19 protein-coding genes, 1 tRNA gene and 1 pseudogene are annotated in these 20,392 nt (G+C 67.1%); 1 reads left to right on the top strand and 20 read right to left on the bottom strand.

What is annotated here, in order from left to right:
* Window positions 1-460: pseudogene (locus MKW15_RS23400) on the bottom strand (hypothetical protein); the annotation flags it as partial.
* A gap of 198 nt (window positions 461-658) precedes the next feature.
* On the opposite strand from MKW15_RS23400, the gene trxA reads away from it, so the two are divergent.
* Window positions 659-1,021: a thioredoxin gene (gene trxA / locus MKW15_RS23405; protein WP_240862651.1), complete on the top strand. Its 363-nt coding sequence runs from the start codon at window positions 659-661 to the stop codon at window positions 1,019-1,021.
* A gap of 463 nt (window positions 1,022-1,484) precedes the next feature.
* Here the strand turns inward: trxA and MKW15_RS23410 are convergent.
* From MKW15_RS23410 to MKW15_RS23500, 19 genes are all read right to left on the bottom strand, one after another.
* Window positions 1,485-1,558 (bottom strand) — tRNA-Pro (locus MKW15_RS23410).
* An 81-nt stretch (window positions 1,559-1,639) separates the two neighbouring features.
* Window positions 1,640-1,912 carry a GlsB/YeaQ/YmgE family stress response membrane protein gene (locus MKW15_RS23415; protein ID WP_240862653.1) on the bottom strand — a complete coding sequence of 91 codons (273 nt, stop codon included), beginning with the start codon at window positions 1,910-1,912 and terminating at the stop codon, window positions 1,640-1,642.
* A gap of 24 nt (window positions 1,913-1,936) precedes the next feature.
* On the bottom strand, window positions 1,937-2,422 hold the full coding sequence (locus MKW15_RS23420; RefSeq protein ID WP_240862655.1) for an FBP domain-containing protein: 486 nt from the start codon (window positions 2,420-2,422) through the stop codon (window positions 1,937-1,939).
* Window positions 2,423-2,794: 372 nt separating this feature from the next.
* Window positions 2,795-4,231, bottom strand: a complete 1,437-nt coding sequence (der, locus tag MKW15_RS23425) for a ribosome biogenesis GTPase Der (protein ID WP_240862657.1) — start codon at window positions 4,229-4,231, stop codon at window positions 2,795-2,797.
* Window positions 4,228-4,917, bottom strand: a complete 690-nt coding sequence (gene cmk, locus MKW15_RS23430; protein WP_240862659.1) for a (d)CMP kinase — start codon at window positions 4,915-4,917, stop codon at window positions 4,228-4,230. The genes der and cmk overlap by 4 nt, the downstream gene beginning before the upstream one ends.
* A complete protein-coding gene (locus tag MKW15_RS23435) occupies window positions 4,914-5,912 on the bottom strand; it encodes a pseudouridine synthase (RefSeq protein WP_240862661.1) in 999 nt (332 codons plus the stop codon). The genes cmk and MKW15_RS23435 overlap by 4 nt, the downstream gene beginning before the upstream one ends.
* A gap of 3 nt (window positions 5,913-5,915) precedes the next feature.
* Window positions 5,916-6,647: an SMC-Scp complex subunit ScpB gene (scpB, locus tag MKW15_RS23440; RefSeq protein ID WP_240862662.1), complete on the bottom strand. Its 732-nt coding sequence runs from the start codon at window positions 6,645-6,647 to the stop codon at window positions 5,916-5,918.
* Window positions 6,644-7,546, bottom strand: coding sequence for a segregation and condensation protein A (locus MKW15_RS23445; protein ID WP_240862664.1), 903 nt, complete (start codon window positions 7,544-7,546; stop codon window positions 6,644-6,646). The genes scpB and MKW15_RS23445 overlap by 4 nt, the downstream gene beginning before the upstream one ends.
* A complete protein-coding gene (locus MKW15_RS23450) occupies window positions 7,543-8,493 on the bottom strand; it encodes a ParA family protein (RefSeq protein ID WP_240862666.1) in 951 nt (316 codons plus the stop codon). Before MKW15_RS23450 ends, MKW15_RS23445 begins: the two co-directional genes overlap by 4 nt.
* A 118-nt stretch (window positions 8,494-8,611) precedes the next feature.
* The gene (xerD, locus tag MKW15_RS23455) at window positions 8,612-9,550 is read right to left on the bottom strand and encodes a site-specific tyrosine recombinase XerD (RefSeq protein WP_240862667.1); all 939 of its coding nucleotides are present in this window, start codon (window positions 9,548-9,550) and stop codon (window positions 8,612-8,614) included.
* Window positions 9,547-10,188, bottom strand: a complete 642-nt coding sequence (locus MKW15_RS23460; RefSeq protein ID WP_240862670.1) for an NUDIX domain-containing protein — start codon at window positions 10,186-10,188, stop codon at window positions 9,547-9,549. The genes xerD and MKW15_RS23460 overlap by 4 nt, the downstream gene beginning before the upstream one ends.
* Window positions 10,185-11,933 (bottom strand): CTP synthase, encoded by a 1,749-nt coding sequence (locus tag MKW15_RS23465; RefSeq protein WP_240862671.1) that lies wholly within the window; start codon window positions 11,931-11,933, stop codon window positions 10,185-10,187. Before MKW15_RS23465 ends, MKW15_RS23460 begins: the two co-directional genes overlap by 4 nt.
* 152 nt (window positions 11,934-12,085) lie before the next feature.
* A complete protein-coding gene (locus MKW15_RS23470) occupies window positions 12,086-13,021 on the bottom strand; it encodes a copper transporter (RefSeq protein ID WP_240862673.1) in 936 nt (311 codons plus the stop codon).
* A 3-nt stretch (window positions 13,022-13,024) separates the two neighbouring features.
* Window positions 13,025-14,212: a putative cytokinetic ring protein SteA gene (steA, locus tag MKW15_RS23475; protein ID WP_240862675.1), complete on the bottom strand. Its 1,188-nt coding sequence runs from the start codon at window positions 14,210-14,212 to the stop codon at window positions 13,025-13,027.
* Between the two features lie 97 nt (window positions 14,213-14,309).
* A complete protein-coding gene (gene recN, locus MKW15_RS23480; RefSeq protein WP_240862677.1) occupies window positions 14,310-16,061 on the bottom strand; it encodes a DNA repair protein RecN in 1,752 nt (583 codons plus the stop codon).
* A gap of 2 nt (window positions 16,062-16,063) precedes the next feature.
* Entirely contained in the window at window positions 16,064-17,113 is a 1,050-nt protein-coding gene (locus tag MKW15_RS23485) for an NAD kinase (RefSeq protein ID WP_240862679.1), read from the bottom strand.
* A gap of 41 nt (window positions 17,114-17,154) precedes the next feature.
* Complete coding sequence (locus tag MKW15_RS23490) at window positions 17,155-17,982, bottom strand: TlyA family RNA methyltransferase (protein WP_240862681.1); 828 nt, start codon at window positions 17,980-17,982, stop codon at window positions 17,155-17,157.
* Between the two features lie 13 nt (window positions 17,983-17,995).
* A complete protein-coding gene (locus MKW15_RS23495) occupies window positions 17,996-18,262 on the bottom strand; it encodes a hypothetical protein (protein ID WP_240862683.1) in 267 nt (88 codons plus the stop codon).
* Window positions 18,263-18,273: 11 nt separating this feature from the next.
* Window positions 18,274-20,250, bottom strand: coding sequence for an HAD-IIA family hydrolase (locus MKW15_RS23500; RefSeq protein WP_240862685.1), 1,977 nt, complete (start codon window positions 20,248-20,250; stop codon window positions 18,274-18,276).
* Window positions 20,251-20,392 lie beyond the last annotated feature (142 nt).

Here is a 20,392-nt window from a genome sequence, read left to right on the forward strand (position 1 = left end):
TGCCGTTCTGGATGACCTGGAATCCGTTGCCGGCGATCATGTATCGGGCGTTGTCGGCAGAGTTGACGGCGACGAACCCCGAGCCTTGTGGGTACACCTCGTAGAGTTCGATGTTGGCACCGTCGACGATCCGGTACCCGCGGTAGTAGAGGCGGTTGATCTCACTCCGGCACACCACGAGCGCCGACTCCGCGGTCCGCATGTACATCTCGGCATGATCGGTGCCACGGCACCGGGCTTTTCCGTCGAACCCGAGGAATCCCTGCACATCGACATCGCCGGCCGGTACGAGCGGCACGGCCGTGGTGGTGGCTGTTGTCGTCGAGGTAGTCGCGACCGACGTCGACACGGCGCTGGAACCAGACGACGCGTCGTCGGTGCCATCCGAACTCGAGCAGCCGGCGAGGGCGACGCTCGCCGCCAGACACAGAACCGCAACCGCGGTCGCAAGCTTCCTCATAGGCTCCACCTGTCAACGTTCGTCTGAGATAACCGATCTCGGCGAATCGGGCCTTCCCGACACCGGAGTATCAGTACCACGTACCGATCTCGATCCGGATTCCGGCGCTCCAGCGGAATTGGGATCCACCCGAACGGACGACACATCGCGCCGGCAGCACGGCGGAATATGCCCACTGGGGTATGGGTTGCAGCAGGTATGACCACACGCGAGATCACCATCGACAACCTGCAACAGACCATCGACGGCGGCGGCATCGTGCTGCTTGACTTCTGGGCCGGTTGGTGCGGGCCGTGCCGGATGTTCGCTCCCGTCTTCGAGAAGGCCGCCGAAGCCAACACCGACATCGTGTTCGGCAAGATCGACACCGAAGCGGAGCAGCAACTCGCCGCCGGTTTCGGCATCCGGTCGATCCCGACCCTGATGGCGTTCCGCGAGGGTGTGATGGTCTTCAATCAGCCCGGCGCGCTGCCCGCCGCGCAACTCGACGAGCTCATCGCCGCGGTACGTGGACTCGACATGGAGCAGGTTCACGCCGAGGTGGCCGCGGCAAACGGGTAAGACCGCGGGACCGCCTATTGGTCGCGAGATCCAGCGAACTCGACAAGCCCAACTGTGGGTCCGCCTCGCGTAGTTTCCGTGCCGCTTTCACCGGGTCATCGATCCCACCGACAACAGACTCAACCCGTTCCGGCGGCCACGCCGCCGTCACCTGGCCGCGTCTACGTTCGTTGCGCACCTCGCGCACACCGTAGACGGACAAGGACGCGAAAATCGCGGCGGTCCACCACTCACCCATGATCAGCGAGCCGATAGTTATCACGGGTGAGACAACCGCAAGGAACAGCCCGCACCACTTGATTGCCCTATTCGGCACCGCGCCCCCTCCTGAAACAACTGTTCGGTGCAGAGTATCGAGTATGTGATGGTCTTGTGTTCCCAGCCGCCTTCCACCGGCTGGCTCACTGACCTAGCAACGAAGAAAGCCAGGCCGGAGGTTTCACCTCTGACCTGGCTTTATTTGTCGGGCTGACAGGATTTGAACCTGCGACCACTTGACCCCCAGTCAAGTGCGCTACCAAACTGCGCCACAGCCCGTTGCCCCGAAAGGGGCGTTCAAGAGCCTAGCCGACGACCAGGTCTACGAACCAATCGCCTGGTCAGACGGTCGGCCCGAGATCACTCGGCCGGTGTCGACGACCGCTTCTTGTACCAGATCCAGCCACCCGTGACGATCAGCGCGCCGACGAGCGAGCCGATGATGCCGCTCGGGTGGAATTCGAGTCCGTGTCCGGTGAGCAGGCTGATCAGCAAGCCGCCGATGAAGGAGCCGACCAGGCCGGCCACGATCGCGAGGCCCCAGTCGATGTTCCACATGTTCTTGCCGCCGATGATGAGCTGCGCCAGAGCGCCGATGACCATGCCGAAGACGATGATTGCCAAAATGAGCACCCGCAGAGCATATAGGAGTCGCGTTCAGCCCAGAATCCGCCCGGCGAATCCGCGTGCGTGCGCGCGCAGCCTCTCGATTCTTTGCTGCCGCACGGCCTCCGGATCGTCGCCGGCGAAGATCGCCGACGCCCGGACCCGGACGTTGGCGTTGCACTCGAACCCCGAGCAGAGCAACGTACCGACCGTGTCGCCCTTTCGTCCCGCGGCACCGGCCCGCTTGGCGCTGAAGAAGGCGACCTCGTTGGGCAGTTGGACGTCCTCGCAGAACGAACACTGAGGCCGGGTGCGGGGTTGTCGTTGACCTTGGCGCAGCAGGATTCCGACCAGCGTGTCGTCGATCGGCACCACCAGGTAGCCGATCAGCGGGAGCTTGGGGTCGCGCCAGGCCAGGAAGTCGAGTTGATCCCAGTCGAGTTCGGCGAACGACGGTGGCAGTGTGAGTGAATTGCGTTCGCGCAGCGTGGTGTTGACGAACGACTTCCGGATCTGTGACTCGGTGAGGGCATGCATGAAGGAACTCCTGTGACGAAGGTGTGTGGGGTACGCGAAGCGGGCGCGGGACGCACATTGTGCGTCGCTCGCGCCTGCGGGGCGGGTGGGTCACAAGGAGCCGGCGAACATGCCGGCAACCCCCTCACGATCGTCGGACATGCTCGCCATGGTGCCGGGTCGTCGTGTGTCCTGCAAACGAATACCGCCCCGATGGCTTCGCGAGATGACAATGTCGTCTCACCAGGCCCTTCGAGGCTCGTCGCTAGCGCTCCTCGCACCTCAGGGAGCGGGTGGGGCCCGAGCACCTCAGGGAGCGGGTGGGGCCCGAGCACCTCAGGGAGCGGGTGGGGCACGAGCACCTCAGGGAGCGGGTGGGGCACGAGCACCTCGTCAGCGCTTGCGACGATCCCGTTTGTCTCGCACGCGCACGTTGACACGCACGGGTGAGCCGTCGAAGTTGAACTCCTCGCGGAGTCGGCGTTCGAGGAAGCGCCGGTAGCCGGCCTCGAGGAAGCCGGTGGTGAACAGCACGAACGTCGGGGGTCGCACAGCGGCCTGGGTCGCAAACATCACGCGCGGTTGGCGGCCACCGCGCAGCGGCGGCGGGTTCGCGGCGATGACGTCCTTGAGCCAGTTGTTCAGCGGTCCGGTCGAGACGCGCTTGTCCCACGACTCCAAGGCCGATTCCAGGGCAGGCACGAGCTTCTGCACGGCCCGGCCGGTCATCGCGGAGATGTTGACCCGGCGCGCCCACGGCACCCGCGCGAGTTCGCGGTCGATCTCCCGATCGAGCTGGTATCGGCGATCCTCGTCGACCAGATCCCACTTGTTAAACGCGATCACCAGCGCCCGGCCGCTCTCGATGATCATCGTGAGCACCCGCAGATCCTGTTCGGTGATCGGCTCCGAGGCATCGATCAGCAGGATCGCCACCTCGGCGGCGTCCAGCGCAGCCCGGGTCCGCAGGGACGCGTAGTACTCATGTCCACTGGCGGTGCGGACCTTGCGACGCAGCCCGGCGGTGTCGACGAATTGCCATGTCTTGCCACCGAGTTCGACGAGTTCGTCGACCGGGTCGACGGTGGTGCCGGCGACGTTGTCGACGACGGAGCGCTCCACGCCGGCCAGCTTGTTCAGCAGCGAACTCTTTCCGACATTCGGCTTCCCGACCAGTGCGACGCGACGCGGCCCGCCGAACGTGGGGCCCTCACGAGGCGTCTCGGGCAGTCTGTCGAGCACGATGTCGAGCAGGTCGCCCGCGCCGCGACCATGCGCCGCGGACACCGGATACGGCTCCCCCAGACCCAACGACCACAACGACGCCGCCTCGGCCTCGAGACGTTCGCTGTCGACCTTGTTGGCGGCCAGGATGACCGGCGTCTTCGAGCGACGCAGCACCCGCGCGACGGCCTCGTCGGTCGCGGTGGCCCCGACAGTCGCGTCGACGACGAGCACGATCGCGTCGGCCGTGCGCATCGCGAGTTCGGCTTGAGTGGCCACAGCCTGCTGAAGGCCCTTGGCGTCCGGTTCCCACCCGCCGGTGTCGACGACGGTGAACCGCCGGCCCGACCAGCTCGCCGAGTACGACACCCGGTCCCGGGTGACACCGGGGATGTCCTCCACGACGGCCTCGCGTCGGCCGAGGATGCGGTTGACGAGGGTCGACTTGCCCACATTGGGCCGCCCGACGATCGCCAGCACCGGCATGTGCTCGACCTCGCCTGCACCGTCCTCGCCACCGAAATCCGACAGTTGCCAGTCGGATTCGTCGGACCAGATCCCGTCGCCGGGCAATGGGGCGAGGTCGCCGTCCAGATTGTCGGTCACCGTTGAACTCCGATCCGGTCGTGCACCAGTGCTTGCAGCGCGGCGAGCACCTCGTCGATGGACAGCTCGCTGGTGTCGACCACCACGGCGTCGTCGGCCGCCCGCAGCGGCGACACCGTACGGGTGGAGTCGAGATGGTCGCGGCGGTTCACGCTGGCCAGGACCGTGTCGTAGTCGCTGTCGCGGCCCGCCGCCAGGTTCTGCGCATGCCGACGCTGCGCGCGCGCCTCGGGCGTCGCGGTCAGGAAGATCTTCACCTCGGCGTCGGGGAAGACCACCGTCCCGATGTCTCGCCCTTCCACCACGACAAAGGCATCTTCGGAATGCTGTCGTTGCAGCGCAACGAGTTTGGAGCGCACCGCCGGAACCGCCGACACCGCGGACACCGCGTTGGTGACCTCGTCGGTGCGGATCGGCCCGGACACGTCGACACCATTCAAGTACACCCGCGAGCGACCGTCGCCGATCGGGATCAACTCGATCATCGCGTCGGCGACCGCCGCCTCGATACCGCGTGAATCATCTAGCGGCACATCGGCTTCCAGTACCGCCAGCGTGGCTGCCCGGTACATCGCACCGGTGTCGAGATACTGTGCGCCGACCTGTTCGGCGAGAATCTTGGACACGGTGGACTTACCCGTTCCGGCCGGACCGTCGATCGCGATCACACCGGGACGTCCGCTCACAATCCGACCGCCTTGTACAGCGCCCCGACCTCGTCGCGGCCGAGCACACGCAGGCTGCCCGGGCGCTGCTCGCCGAGAGCGACCGAACCCACATGTGTGCGGACCAACCCGACAACCGGGAACCCGACCGCGTCCATCAGACGCCGCACCACTCGATTTCGCCCCTCGTGCAGGGTGATTCGCAGCAGCGACTGCCCCTCGTGCACATCCATCACGGTCACCTTGTCCGCGGCGACCGGGCCGTCGTCGAGTTCGACGCCCTCGCGCAGCGTGCGGGCGATCGACCGGGGCACCTCCCCCTTCACCGTCGCCAGATAGGTCTTGGGCACCTCGTAGGACGGGTGCATCAATCGGTGGGCGAGTTCGCCGTCGTTGGTCAGCAGCAGCAGACCCTCGGTGTCGGCGTCGAGGCGTCCGACGTGGAACAGGCGCTGCCCGGCCATCACACGCTCCGCAACGATGTCGCCGACGCAGGGCCGGCCCTGATCGTCGGACATGGTCGACTGCCAGCCCTTGGGCTTGTTGAGAGCCAGATACTGCCGGGTCTCGTCCATGATCACCCGTGCGCCGTCGACGCGGATGATCGCGGTGTCCGGATCGATACGCAGGCCCTGCTCGGTCACGACCTCGCCGTCGACCTCGACGCGTCCGGCGGCGATCATCTCCTCGGCGCCGCGTCGGGAGGCCACACCCGCCTGAGCGAGCACCTTCTGCAGACGCACACCGTCGGCCACATAGGTGGCGCCGGACTCCTCGGCATCCGCCGGGCCCTGATGGCGCGCCGGGCGGGCGTTGTTCAGGCGAACCCGCCCGGTCTCGACGTCCGGCGTGGCCGACCTGCGCGGTTGCCCCTTGCGGTGCGTCTTCTTGGGCGTCTTCGAGGTACCGGCCTTCTCGGCCCGGTTCTTCTCGGTGCGATTCTTCTCTGAACGGTTTTTGTCAGTACGGGGCCGTTTGCGGGGTCCCGGTGCGCCGTCTCGGCCAGCGGTTGCCATGTCTCAATCCTGAGGGTCGGTGGTTGGTTCTTCCTTCGAGTCTGACCCCTGACGACCCAGTTTGGCGAATCGCGGGTCCGTCAGCAGTTCCTCGTCGAGGTCGTCGATGAGGTCGACGTCGGGCAGCAGAGGCGCCAGATCCGGCAGTTCGCCCAGCGACGCGAGCCCCAGCCGCTCCAAGAACAACTCGGTGGTGCCGTAGGTGGTGGCCGTGGTCTGTGGGTCGGTACCGACCTCGTTGATGAGTCCGCGCGCCACCAGCGTGCGGATCACACCGTCGACGTTGACACCGCGGATCGCCGACACCCGGGCTCGACTGACGGGCTGCCGATAGGCGATCACCGCCAGGGTCTCCAACGCTGCCCGGGTCAACTTCGACCGGGCACCGTCGAGCAACAGTCGTTCCACGTACGGCGCATAGTCGGCGCGTGTGTAGAACCGCCACCCGTCGCCGGCGAAGCGGAGGTCGATCCCGCTGCCCGCCGATGTCAGGTCCGCCGACATCTGATTGAGCATCTCGCGCACCCGCGGTACGTCGGAATCCACCGCGCTGGCCAGTTCGTCGGTGGTCGCCGGGGTGTCCACCACCAACAGCACCGCCTCCAACGCAGCACGCAGGGAGCTGTCGTCGAGACGTGATTCATCAGGCGCGGGGTTCTCGAAGAGCCCGTCGTCGGCCGTAACCGGATTCGCGGCCGCATTCTCCTCGGAGACTGTCGGGTTGTCGTCGGTCATCCGTAGTCCTCTGCCTTGTCCATACTCATGTCTTCGGCGTCCCGATCGCCGGTCCACAACACCCGCAGATCCCCCAGCGCCTCGGGCTGATCGAAGGTGACGGCGCGTTCGCGATACAGCTCCAGGAGCCCAAGGAAGCTGCCCACCACCTCTAATCCGTTCTCGCAGTCGGCGACCAACTCGCGGAAGGTCAGACCCCCGTCGGCAGCGGCGGCCAGCAGTTCCGCCATCCGCTTCGCCTGTGCCGGCACCGATACCTTGTGCATGTCGTGGAGGTGGTCGAGTCCGACGGTCGGCACCGGCCGGGGCGTCATCGCCGACGCCGCGACTTCGACGAAGCCATGCGCGTCGACGCCCAGCGTCACCTCGGGCAGCAGGTCCTCGAATTGTTGCTCCAGGGACACCGCACGCGGATAGCGTTGCAGCGCAGCCGCTTCTAGTTCACCGAACAGCGCTGCCACCTGCTTGTACGCGCGGTACTGCAGCAGCCGCGCGAACAGCAGGTCACGCGCCTCGAGCAGCGCGAGATCCTCCGGGTCGTCGACCTCACCGGTCGGAAGCAGCCGGGCAGCCTTGAGATCGAGCAGGGTGGCCGCGACCACCAGGAACTCGGTGGTCTGCTCCAGCGGCAGTTCCGGCCCCATCTCGCGGGTGTAGGCGATGAAGTCGTCGGTCACCTCGTGCAACGCGACCTCGGTCACGTCCATGCGGTGCTGACTGATCAGGTTGAGCAGGAGATCGAACGGACCCTCGAAGTTGGGCAGGCGGACGCGAAATCCGGTGCCACCCGATTCTTGTTCGGCACCAGCCGAATCCGTTGCCGACGGGTCTGGGATTTCCGGGTCTGGGATTTCCGGGTCTGGGCTCGCAGATTCGACACCGGCAGCGTCGGCGCTCATGCGCCCTTCGCGTCGCGGGCGATGACCTCACGGGCCAGTGCGCGGTACGCCTTGGCGCCTGCCGACTTCGGCGCCCACGACGTGATTGGTTCGCCCGCCACGCTGGTCTCCGGAAACCGCACCGTGCGCGAGATCACGGTGTCGAACACCGCGTCACCGAAGACCTCGACCACCCGGGCCATCACTTCGCGTGAATGCAGGGTTCGTGCGTCGAACATGGTGACCAGGATCCCGCCGAGTCCGAGACGCGGATTGAGTCGATCCCGCACCTTCTCGATGGTGTCGGTCAGCAGCGCCAGACCTCGAAGACTGAAGTACTCGCATTCCATCGGGATCAGCACGGTGTCGGAGCAGGCCAGCGCATTGACCGTCAGCAGACCCAGCGAGGGCTGGCAGTCGATGAGCACGAAGTCGTAGCGGTCCAGCACCGGATGCAGCGCACGTCCGAGTGACTGTTCACGGCCCACCTCGGTGACGAGTTGGATCTCCGCCGCCGACAGGTCGATGTTGCTGGGCAGCAGGTCGAGTCCGTCGACCCGCGTCCGCATCAGCACATCGTCGGTCGAGGCGTGGGGAGGGACCAGGAGGTTGTAGACGGTCTGGTCGAGATCGTGGTGGGGCACGCCGAGCCCCGCGGACAACGCACCCTGCGGGTCGAGGTCGACGAGCAGCACACGCCTGCCGTACTCGGCCAGTGCAGCGCCGAGATTGATGGTCGACGTGGTCTTTCCCACGCCACCCTTCTGGTTGCAGACCGCGATCACCGTGGCGGGACCGTGTCGGTCGAGCGGAGCCGGTTCCGGAACGTCGCGGTACGGGCGACCGGTGGGGCCGAGTTCGCCTTCCTTGACGTGTTCGGTCTCGTCGGTGTCGTGGCCTGGCGAAACCTCGATGCGATATTGATGGTCGGGACGGACACCGGGGCGTGGTGAGCTCGGATTCGTCACTGGCCGGTAGCTCCCTTCTTCCCTCGATCGCACCTCGTGGCGAATGTCAGCCTAGTGGTTTGCGGTGGCGAACCGTCGGAGCATCGCCGTGACACCCCTGTCACCGGACGTGAAACCCTCATCGCGCCCGCGGATGGGCGGTCGCGTAGACCTCGCGCATGGTGTTCACCGTGACCAGCGTGTACACCTGCGTCGTGGTGACCGACGCGTGGCCCAGGAGTTCTTGCACGACGCGAACATCTGCCCCGCCGTCGAGCAGATGGGTGGCAAAACTGTGCCGCAGCGTGTGCGGCGACACCGCCTTGTCGAGCCCCGCGCGCTCCGCCGCGGTCACCAGGACCTGCCAGGCGCTCTGTCGCGACAGCCGTCCGCCGCGGGCGTTGAGGAACACCGCGGGTTCCGATCGCGAGACCAGCGCCGGCCGACCACGCACCAGGTAGGCGTCGATGGCCTCCGCCGCCGGCCCACCGACCGGCACCACCCGCTCCTTGCCGCCCTTGCCGCGCAGCAACACGGCGCGAGCGTTCACGTCGAGGTCGTCGACGTCGAGCGCGATGGCCTCGGAGATCCGTGCCCCGCAGCTGTAGAGCAGCTCCAACAACGCGCGGTCGCGAAGTGCGCGCGGATGATCACCACCGGTCGATTCGAGGATCGCCAGCACCTCGTCGACGGGCAGCGACTTGGGCAGGCGGCGGGCCGCGCGCGGCGGCCGCACCGCGTGCGCGACATCGGTCCCGACCGCGCCCTCGTCCGCTGCGAATTTGTGAAACCGCCTGGTGGCCACCAGCGTTCGTGCGATCGAGCTGTCTGCGAGCGGCGCGGCGCCGGTGGTCGGATCACCGCGCCGCAGTTCGACGAGAAACTGCCGGACGTCCTCTTCGGTAACGCTCGGGAGGTCGGCGATGTCGCGGGTGGCCAGATAGTTCTGGTAACGCTCGAGGTCACGCCGATACGATGACACCGTATTGCGGGCGGCACCGCGTTCGACGGTGAGGTGATCGAGGTAGCGCTGCGCGAGGCCCGAGATGGGCCCCGGCGGAAACGGATTCGTGATCACGACCGCCGCCGTCGACGTAGGGCCGTCGGTTCATCCGTCCAGGGCGCCTCCACGGCGCGCAATGGGGTGCCGGACGCGTCGGCTGCAGCCACGGCGAGGATCCCCGCGACACTGGTCGCGTTCACGATCTCACCCGACAGAACGTTCGCGACCGCGTCCGAGAGCGCCACCCACTCCACCGACATGTCGGCTTCCTCGTCGCTGCGTTGCGCGGCGTCGAGATGCTCGAGGTCCTCGGCCAGATACAGGCGCAGCGCCTCGTCGGTGAATCCGGGCGACAACGCGAGGTCGACCAGGACGTGCCACGTCCGCGCGGCGAGATCGACCTCTTCGGCAAGTTCGCGCTGCGCGGCGACGAGCGCCGACTCCCCCTCCCCCTGGTCCAGCAGTCCGGCAGGCAACTCGAGCAGGCGACGGCCGATCGGATGCCGATACTGCCGCACCATCGCGATCCGACCATGCTCGTCGCGAGCCACGACCGCCACCGCGCCGAAGTGTTCGACGACCTCGCGCTCGGCAACCCGGCCACCGGGCATCGTGACGTCGTCGACGCGCAGCGCCAGAATCGCACCGTCATAGATCAGGCGCGAGCGCTGCACCTCGAAGTCGTGGTTCCCGGGCCCGGCAGCTGACGTCAAGCGCCCAGACCCTCCCCAGCGGCGACGTCGGCGTCGGCGGGATCCTCGGCGGGCTGGTCGTAGTTTCCGATGTCGACCGGAAGCCGTTCCGCCGCTTTGTACTTGAGCGCAGCTGCGATGAAGGACTTGAACAGCGGATGGGGTCGGGTCGGTCGGCTCTTCAACTCGGGATGCGCCTGCGTGGCAACCAGGAAGGGATGCACCGACTTGGGGTACTCGACGAATTCCACCAAATGGCCGTCGGGCGACGTCCCGGAGAACACGAGGCCAGAACCGGCGATCTTCTCGCGGTAGGCGTTGTTGACCTCGTAGCGGTGCCGGTGCCGCTCGGACACCTCGCGGGTGCCGTAGCTCTCGGCGACCACGGAACCCGGTTTGAGGCTCGCCGGGTAAGCGCCGAGGCGCATCGTGCCACCGAGGTCGGCGTCACCGGCAACGGCGTCCTCCTGGTCGGCCATCGTGGAGATCACCGGATGCGGGGTGTCGGGGTCGAATTCGGTCGAACTCGCCTCGTCCAGTCCAACCGACCGTGCCGCCTCGATGACGACGCACTGCAATCCGAGACACAGTCCGAGAAGCGGAATGCCCCGGCGACGCGCATAGGCGATCGCGCCGACCTTGCCCTCGATGCCGCGGATGCCGAAGCCGCCGGGGATGAGCACCGCGTCGACGTCGCCGAGAGCGGCCTGCGCCCCCGCCGGCGTCTCGCAGTCATCCGACGGCACCCAGCGGATCTCGGTACGTGCCCGCCACGCGAAGCCACCGGCGCGGATCGCCTCGGTCACCGAGAGGTAGGCGTCGGGGAGGTCGACGTACTTGCCGACGAGTGCGACGGTCACGCTCTCACCCGGATCGTGCACTCGCGACAGCAAGTCGCCCCATTCGGTCCAGTCGACATCGCGGAAGGGCAGCCCCAACTTGCGCACGACGTAGGCGTCGAGATGCTCGTTGTGCAGGACCTTCGGGATGTCGTAGATCGACGGTGCGTCGGGCGTCGAGATCACACCCTCGAGGTCGACGTCGCACATGAGCGCGATCTTCTTCTTCAGTCCCTCGGGCACGTCGCGGTCACAGCGCAGGACCAGGGCGTCGGGCTGGATACCGACGTTGCGCAGCGCGGCCACCGAATGCTGTGTCGGTTTGGTCTTCAGTTCGCCCGACGGCGCGAGGTACGGCACCAGCGAGACGTGCAGGAAGAAGACGTTGTCGCGTCCGACGTCGTGCCGGATCTGTCGCGCGGCCTCGATGAACGGCAGCGACTCGATGTCGCCGACAGTGCCACCGATCTCGGTGATGACCACGTCGGGGGTCTCACCGTCGTCGCCCGGGGCGCGCATCGCCAGCACGCGGGATTTGAGTTCGTCGGTGATGTGCGGGATCACCTGCACCGTCTCACCGAGATACTCGCCGCGCCGCTCCTTGGCGATGACCGCCGAATACACCTGTCCGGTGGTGACATTCGCCGACTGCGACAGGTTCCGGTCGAGGAATCGCTCGTAGTGCCCGACGTCGAGGTCGGTCTCGGCACCGTCCTCGGTCACGAACACCTCTCCGTGCTGGAAAGGGTTCATCGTGCCCGGATCGACGTTCAGATAGGGGTCGAGCTTCTGCATCGTCACCCGCAGACCGCGCGCGGTGAGAAGCTGGCCCAGGCTCGACGCCGTCAGGCCCTTCCCCAAGGACGACGCGACGCCGCCCGTGACGAAGATGTGTTTGGTGTCATGCACATGGCGAAGTGGTCGCAAACGCGTATCTCCCGTCGGCCGAATCAAGCACGGAAAGCCTGATTACCTACGGGACTCCAGGGTAACACCACTACGCCGATCGTCCGTCCGCCACTCCGCAGGTCGTCGAAGACTCTCGTGCTACGCACCCGCCGGATCGAGGTAGTTCGCGCTCAGTCGCCGGGTTTGCCGTCGGCTCCCACGGTGATGGCGATCGCACCCGGGCCGGTTCCGTACGCACCGGTGTGGCCGTCGGCATCGGCGGCCAGGGCGAGAATCGCGGTGATCCGGCCGGTCTGCTGATCCACGTTGTCGACCGTCGACATCGCGTTGCCCAGCGCCGGATCCGACCGGACGACGGCGACCGGCGAACCGCCGAGCGCCGATCCCGATCGTCCGACGAGGATCCCACCCTGCCCACGAGACGTCATCGCAGCGCCGAACCGCGCAACCACCGAACCCTGCGCGCCCGAGTCGCGACCGAACTCGTCACCGGTGACGAGCACCACGAGATCTGCCTGCGACACCGCATTGTCCGTGTAGTCGATGAAGCCGCCGTCGCGCAGCGCCTGCAGACCCATCGCACGGTCCGCTGCCCGCGCCGGTGTCGTGCCCGGTCGAACGAGGACAAGCGAGCCGACGAGGTCGCCGGCACGGCCACCGGAGTCGGTCAGTTCGGGCCGCAGCATGGCCCCGGGCGGGATCGTCTGGTCGACGATGGTCCGCAGTTGCTCCGCGTGCTGATCGGCGAGGAACTGATCGGTGAGGGCGATCTGGCCGGCGAACTTGCCGCCCGCCCCGGAGATGGACTCCTTGACCGCGGCAACGTCGGCGTCGGCGGCATTCGGCGCCGTGACCACCACAACCGATTGTCCGCGAAGCGAATTCGCGATCAGTCGCGGGGCGACCGCCTGGTCGAAGCTGTTGGCGGCGTTGAGTTGCCCGTTGAGGTCGTCACGCTGGTTCTCCAGATCCCCGATGCGGTCTCTGCTGGTTCCGGTGACCGAGTTCATCCGGTCGCCGACGAAACCCGAACCGAGGAAAAGTCCCAGCGCCAGCGCCAGAAAGACGGCGACCAGTGAGATGGCGTGCTGTCGAAGCGAGATCATCGACTACCTGTTCCAGACTCCCCGAGCCCATTCGACCAGCTCATTCCATTGCGCCACAATCCAATCGGTGACCTCTGGACCTGCGCTCGACAGCATCACCGCGGCGATCACGGCCACCAGTGCCGCCAGCACCACACAGGCGATGGCCGCACCCGAGACGCGGCTACGGTACAGCGTGGCAACGGCTTTCGCGTCGACCAACTTGGGTCCGACCTTCAGTCGCGTGAGGAAGGTCGACGGATTGCTCTCACGTCGGGAGCGGTCGAAGAAGTCGTCGAGGGTCCCGGCGTACCCGACCGTGACGATCAGATCGGCGCCGTGGTAGTCGGCCAGCAGCAGTGCCAGGTCACCCGCGGAGCCGGCCGCGGGGAAAGTCGTCGCCCCGATTCCGAGATCCTGGATGCGTTCCAGACCGGGCGCATGGCCATCTGTATCGGCAGGCAGCACGATCTGTGCACCAGACTTGAGTGTCTGGGTCTTCATCTCGTCCGGGTCGCCGACCACGAGAGCCGGGCGATAGCCGGCCTTCATCAGGGTCTCTGCGCCGACACCCACGCCGATCATGATCGGCGAGTACTCCTTGACGAACGGCTTCAGCGCGCGCAGATCTGCCACGCGCTCCGGGCCCTCGGCAACGATCACCACGTGCTTGCCGGCGAGGTCGACGTCGATGTCGGGCACCCCGACACCGTCGATCAGCAGCGGCGATTCACTGCGGATGAACTCGATGGTGTTGCCGGAGAACGCCTCCAGGTGGTCCACCAGCCCGGACTTCGCGCCGATCATCATGTCGGCGATTTCACGCTCGTCGAGCTCGGCGCCACGCGCCAGGCGCCGGTCACCGAGGAAGAGGCGGTCGTCGTGGACGCGCACCTTGGCGCCGTCCTTGACTCGTTTGAAGACTTCTGGTCCCACGTCATCGAGCAAAACGACACCCGACGCGACCAGAACCTCGGGTCCCAGGTTCGGATACCGCCCGGTGATCGACTGTGACGCGTTGACCACGGCGAGCACGTTGGCCTGCACGAGGGCATCGGCGGTCAGCCGATCGAGATCGACCTCGTCGAGGATGACGATGTCTCCCGGCCCCACCCGATCGAGGAGCCGCTTGGTGTTCTTGTCGACCCTGGCGATCCCGGTGACGCCAGGCAGTTCTTCGGTGTTTCGAGCGAGCAGTGCAGGCATCTTCATGACGGACATGATTGACGTTCGCACCCGTGTCACAGTGGAGGCGCGCCGTAACAATGACAACTTTTGTCACACGAGTAACAGGAGTTGCACGGCCCGGTCAGCTCGAAGAGCGCTCGTTCTCCGCCGTTTGCAGCAGCTCTTCAGCATGGGCACGCCCGGTGTCGGACTCTCCGAGACCGGCGAGCATTCGAGCCAATTCGGCCACTCGATCGTCCCGGTCGAGTGTGCGGACGGTGCTCTTGTGCGCGCCGCGCCCGCTGCTCTTGCCGATCACGAGATGGTTGTCGGCGAAAGCCGCGACCTGCGGCAGATGCGTCACCACGATCACCTGATGCGCGCGCGCCAACGCTGCCAGCCGCTTGCCGATCTCAACCGCCGCGCGTCCGCCGACACCGGCGTCGACCTCGTCGAACACCATCACCGAACCGGACGTGGGCGCGGCCAACACGACCTCGAGCGCGAGCATGACGCGCGAGAGTTCGCCTCCCGATGCCGATTTGGCGATCGGCAACGGTGTGGCGCCCTTGTGTGCGACAAGCGCGAACTCGACGCGATCCGCGCCGTCGGAACCTGCATGCACTCGACTTCCCGCCACGTCGATTTCGAGGCGGTCGTCGGCGGCGGCGGGGTCGAGGCTCACCGCGACGTCGAGTGCCGCGTCGCCCATGGCGAGGCCACGCAGTTCGGTCGACACCTTGGTCGCCATCGACGACGCCGACTTCGCGCGCACCCCATGCAGTTTCTCGGCCGCCACCTCGACGTCCGCGCGGGCGGCCGCCGCGGCCGATTCGAGTTCGTCGATGGAGCTACGCGGATCCTCGATCTCGGCCAGTCGGGCCTCGGCCTGCGTGCGCCAGGCGATGACACCGTCGATGTCGGGCGCGTACTTGCGCACCAGCACCTTCAGTTCGGCCTGGCGGTTGAGGAGTTTGTCGAGTTCGTCGGCGTCGGCGGGCAGATCGGATGTGAACGCGGTCAGCTCGGCGCCGACGTCGGTGGCCACGGTCAGCGCCTCGTTGACCCTTGCCACGAGTCCACGCAGGGTCTCGTCGGTCGCGTCCTGCAGGATGTCGCGCACGCGCCCGAGGCTCTCCACGACCGAGGTCCCGTCACCGGCCACGAGGTCGTGCGAGGTGACCGCTGCCGCACGGATCGACTCGAGGTCGGTGAGTCGCCGGATGGTGGCGGTGAGCTCGTCGTCCTCCCCCGGCATCGGATCGACCGCGGCGATCTCGTCGATCCCGAAACGCAGACGGTCGGCCTCCTGGGCGATCTCGCGGTAGTTCGCGCGCCGCGCATCGAGCTCGTCGAGAAGTGCCACCCACGCCGAACGCGCGGTCCGGTAGGCGGTGAGCGCCTTGTCGGCCCGTGCTCCGGCGAATCCGTCGAGAGCCGCCCGCTGGTGCTCCGGGCGCAGCAGTCGCAGCTGATCGTTCTGGCCGTGGATCGCCAGCACGGCATTGGTGAGCCGGCCCATCGTCCCGACCGGAACGGAGCGGCCGCCCAGATGCGCCCGCGACCGCCCGTCGGAGCCTACGGTCCGCACCGCAATCACCGTGTCGTCGTCGTCGAGTTCGGCGCCCGTCGCCTCCAGGATCTCGTCGACCCGTGGATCATGTTGTACGCCTTGCCGGCTTGCGAGGCGGAAGCGGCCTTCGACGACCGCTTTCGGACTCCCGCTGCGTACACGGTTCGCGTCGGCGCGCGCACCCGACAGGAGATGAAGACTCGTGACGATCATCGTCTTGCCCGCACCGGTCTCACCGGTGAGCACGGTGAAACCCGGATGGAACCGCGCAGATGCCTCTTCGATGACACCGAGGCCCGAGATGGACAGTTCTTCGAGCACCGTTATGTCTGCCTCCCCCGCCAGCCGGTCACCGGCAGCGCGAATTTCGTGACCAGACGATCGGCGAACGGATCGGAATCGATGCGCACCCACAGCACCGATCGATCACTGCGCACGACCTCGACGCGCGCGCCGGCCGGGACCTCCAGCAGTCGCCGTCCGTCGCACAGCGCGATCGCCGACCGGCCGTCCTTGTCGATCTCGACCGCGACTCTCGACCGCGGGCTCGTCACCATCGGTCGCGCGAACAGCGCATGCGCGTTGCTCGGCACCACGAGAATCGCCTCGAGGTCGGGCCACATCACCGGTCCACCGGCCGAGAACGCGTATGCCGTGGAACCGGTCGGCGTCGACACGAGGACGCCGTCGGCACCGAACGCGGACACCGGGCGGCCGTCGACCTCGATGATGAGTTCGAGAACGCCGCTGTTGGTGCGGTTGAGGATGGCCACCTCGTTGAGCGCCCAGCTCCGCGACGGTGATTCGGGCGCGGCCGGGTCGGTGACGACCACATCGAGCGTCATTCTCGGCTCCACGCGATAGTCGCCCGAAATGAGTTGGGCCATCACGGCATCCACCCGGTTTGCCTCTGCTTCGGCGAGGAACCCGATACGGCCGAGATTGATTCCCAGCACCGGGACGTTGGCCGGGTACGCCAATTCTGCCGCTCGGAGGAACGTACCGTCTCCACCCAGGACGATGACGACCTCGCAGCCCTCGGCCGAGGCCGCATCTGCGGTCGTGACATCGACAGCAGCGCCGATCTGACGGAGATGCTCCGGGTCCACCGGGTGGTTCTCGGCCAGCGGGGTCTTGCCCGGCAGGTGGTCCGGCGGGTCGGCATACGAGTGGGCGCGCGCGCCCTCCTTGGTGTCGTGATCGACCACGCGTAGTCGGACGCCGGCTCCGGCGCAATGTCGGGCGATGGCATCGACCGTGGTCGTGACGATCTCCCGACCGGTGTGGGCGACCACCAGGAACTCGCGGCCGCCGGCTTGCTCGGGCGAGCGCAGCGACGGGGCCGTTGGTTCGGCCACCGACTCGTCGGCCACTCTGGGTCCCCCTTCGTTCGGTTGCGCTGCAGGCTCGGCGGTCAGGCCGGACCGTCGGCGACGGCCCGTTCGATCATTGATCGCAGATCGACCCTATCGCCCTCGTCCGACGCTCCGCCCGGCCGGTGATGCAGCCACAGGAAGTACTCCACATTCCCCGACGGGCCGGGCAACGGACTGGCGACGACGCCCCGGGTGACGAGCTGCAGGTCGGCAGCCTGACGCGCGACGTTGAGCACGGCTTCGGCACGCAACGCGGGGTCGCGCACGACGCCGCCCGAACCCACCCGGTCCTTGCCCACCTCGAACTGCGGCTTGACCATCGGTACCAGGTCTGCGCCCGGGATTGCACACCGCGCGAGGGCGGGCAGAACCAGGCCGAGCGAAATGAAGGAGAGGTCGGCGACCACCACGTCGACCGGCCCGCCGATGTCGTCGGGCTCGAGATGACGGACGTTGGTCCGGTCGTGCACGTGCACCCGGTCGTCGTTCTGCAGACGCCAGATCAGTTGGCCGTAGCCGACATCGACGGCGACGACCTCGGCGGCACCTCGTCGGAGCAGAACGTCGGTGAATCCTCCGGTGGAGGCGCCCGCGTCGAGACAACGCCGACCGGTTACGCGCAGGCCGCCGGGCTCGAATGCATCGAGCGCGCCGATCAATTTGTGCGCACCTCGCGACGCCCAGTCCTCACCAGGTTCTTCGATCAGCAACACCGGGGTATCGCGGGTGACGTTGGTGGCGGGCTTGCTGGCTACCACTCCGCCAACCTTGACCACGCCGGATTCCACGAGCTGGCGAGCGTGGTCGCGTGACCGCGCCAGTCCGCGGCGGACCAGTTCGGCGTCGAGTCGTGCTCGGGTGGCCATCGTTGGGTCCGCGTCAGCGACGATCGACCGCGTCGAGCGCCGCCGTCAGCGACTCATGCGCTTGTTCCAGCAATGCGGTCAGCCGTTCGAGAGCGGCCGGGTCGAAGGAATCTCCCGCGGATTCGCGGATGGTGTCGACCTGCTCGAGCAGCACGGAGATCTCGGAGTGCACCGCCTGCGTCGCGGCGTCGGTGTCCACCTCGGACAACTCGGCCATCGACCCGGGGTTCGCCTCATACTGCCGACGCGGCATGGCGGCCGGACTCGGGAATTCGCTCATCGTCGTCAACGCTAGCGCAGCGGGACGCCGAGCACCGCTAGGCGATCCTGCGTCGCGGCGTCACCGGCCACCACCGACAACGCGTCGCCCGAGGCGGTCCCGTCGTCAATCGCCGCCCAGGCTGCTCCGACGAGCGCAGGCACGAGCGACGCAACCGATGCCTCGTCGTCGGAAATTCCCCCGTCGCTGCGCTCGCCCCGGGAAACTCCCCCGTCGCTGCGCTCGCCCCGGGAAACCGGCGTCACCACGATGCGGGAACCCTCGACCGCCACATCCCAGCCGGGCTGCGGCCCGACTCGTACCGCTTCGAGGTCCTCGAACAAACCGGCAAGGTCGGCAAGGACGTAGGTGGGCCGCTGTTCCGGTGGTGCGACCAGCAGGTCCGAGACCGTACTGACCCCGGTCAGGACGAGCGCGCTGTGCAGGCCGACCGCGTGGGCGCCCTCGATGTCGGTGTCGAGCCGATCGCCCACGACAAGCGGTTTGCGTGACCGCGAGCGGGCGATCGCATCGGCCATGAGCGGGGCAGCCGGTTTGCCCGCGACCAATGGCTCAGTGTCCGTCGCATGTTTGAGCGCGGCAACCATGGACCCGTTGCCCACCAGCAGGCCGCGCTCCGACGGCAATGTCGCGTCGACGTTGGTGGCGATCCACAACGCACCCGCCCGGATCGCCAGCGCCGCCTCCGAGAGCTGCGCCCACCCGGTATCCGGCGAATGTCCCTGAATCACCGCGGCCGGCCGATCGTCGGCGCTCCGAGTGACCCCGATCCCGACCTCGCGAACCTCTTGCGCCAGTCCGTCGGTCCCGATGACGAGGGCCCGGGAGCCAGGCTGCAGGTGTTCGGAGAGGAGTCGCGCCGCGGACTGGGCGCTCGTCACCACCAGTTCGGGTGTTGCTTCAAATCCGAGGTCGGTCAGGTGAGCGGCCACCTCGGGCGGGCGTCGACTGGCATTGTTGGTCACGAAGAAGCGTGGGACCTGGGTACGGGCAAGGGACTCAACGGCATTCGGCAATGCCTGGTGCCCCGCGAACACCGTACCGTCCAGGTCCAGGAGCAGTGCGTCGTAGGCGTCGAGAAGCGTGTGCGACCTCGATGGACTCACAGTCGCCGATGTCTCCACACTGCGCTCCGTCGGCTCCGCATCGTCGTCCGCAGGCTGCGTCGACGCCACCGCGACTTCGACGCCATCGGTTGCGGTGGTCACCTCCGCGGATTCCTCGGGTACGGAGTCTTCGGGGACCTCCGGCTCGTCGGGGCCCTCGGCCAACTCGGTGAGTCGGAACTCCGCGTCGGTCGCATCGTCCACGTCGGCCGCCGACGCGTTCATGAACCATGTGATCGCGTCGTCGGTGCGGCCGGCTGCGGCCAACGCCGACGCATAGGCATAGAACAGACGCGCCGGCCCGGTACCGGTCTGACCGGGACGGAGATCCTCGGCCTGCAGGGTGACCAGTGCCTTCTCCGGTTCACCGAGGTCGATGCGTGCGCCGGCCTCGACGATCCGCATCTCGGTCGCCGCGTCCCCGGTCAAGGCTCGACCTTCGTCGCCACGGGCAATATCGATGGCTCGCTCCGGCCGGCCCAAACCGCGCTCGGCGTCGGCAATGAGTGGCAGAAGCGCCGAGTTGCCGGTGATCCGCCGCGCGGCCCGCAGCTCGGTGATGGCCTCTTGCCACTCACCGGCGCTGTATGCGGCAATACCGACGGTCTCGCGAACCACACCGACGCGCGACGCCCGGCCACGGGCTGCGCGAGCGTGCTCCAGGGCGAGCAGCGGGTCCTCGTCCAAGAGTTGGGTGACCATGACGAGATGTCGTGCGACGGTATCGGCGTTCGTCTTGTCAAGGGTCAGTAGGTCGCGGCGGACCTCTCCATCGAGATCTGCCGCGGTCACCTCGTCCGGAATCGACGGACCGGCCGGCCGTTCCCGATCCCGCCGTCCCCGACCACGCGGCTCCGGCCGCGAACGATCACGATCACTCATGGTTTGTCACCCTATGCCCTCTGAAGTTTGACCAATAGCACAAGACCCCGTATTCGATATGAATGTATCGAATACGGGGTCTTGATGAAGTTGTGTTCGGCGGTGTCCTACTCTCCCACACTGGTTAAGGTGCAGTACCATT

Origin of the sequence: Gordonia gummivorans (genome assembly GCF_022513585.1) — a bacterium.
In the GTDB taxonomy this organism is placed as follows: Bacteria; Actinomycetota; Actinomycetes; order Mycobacteriales; family Mycobacteriaceae; genus Gordonia.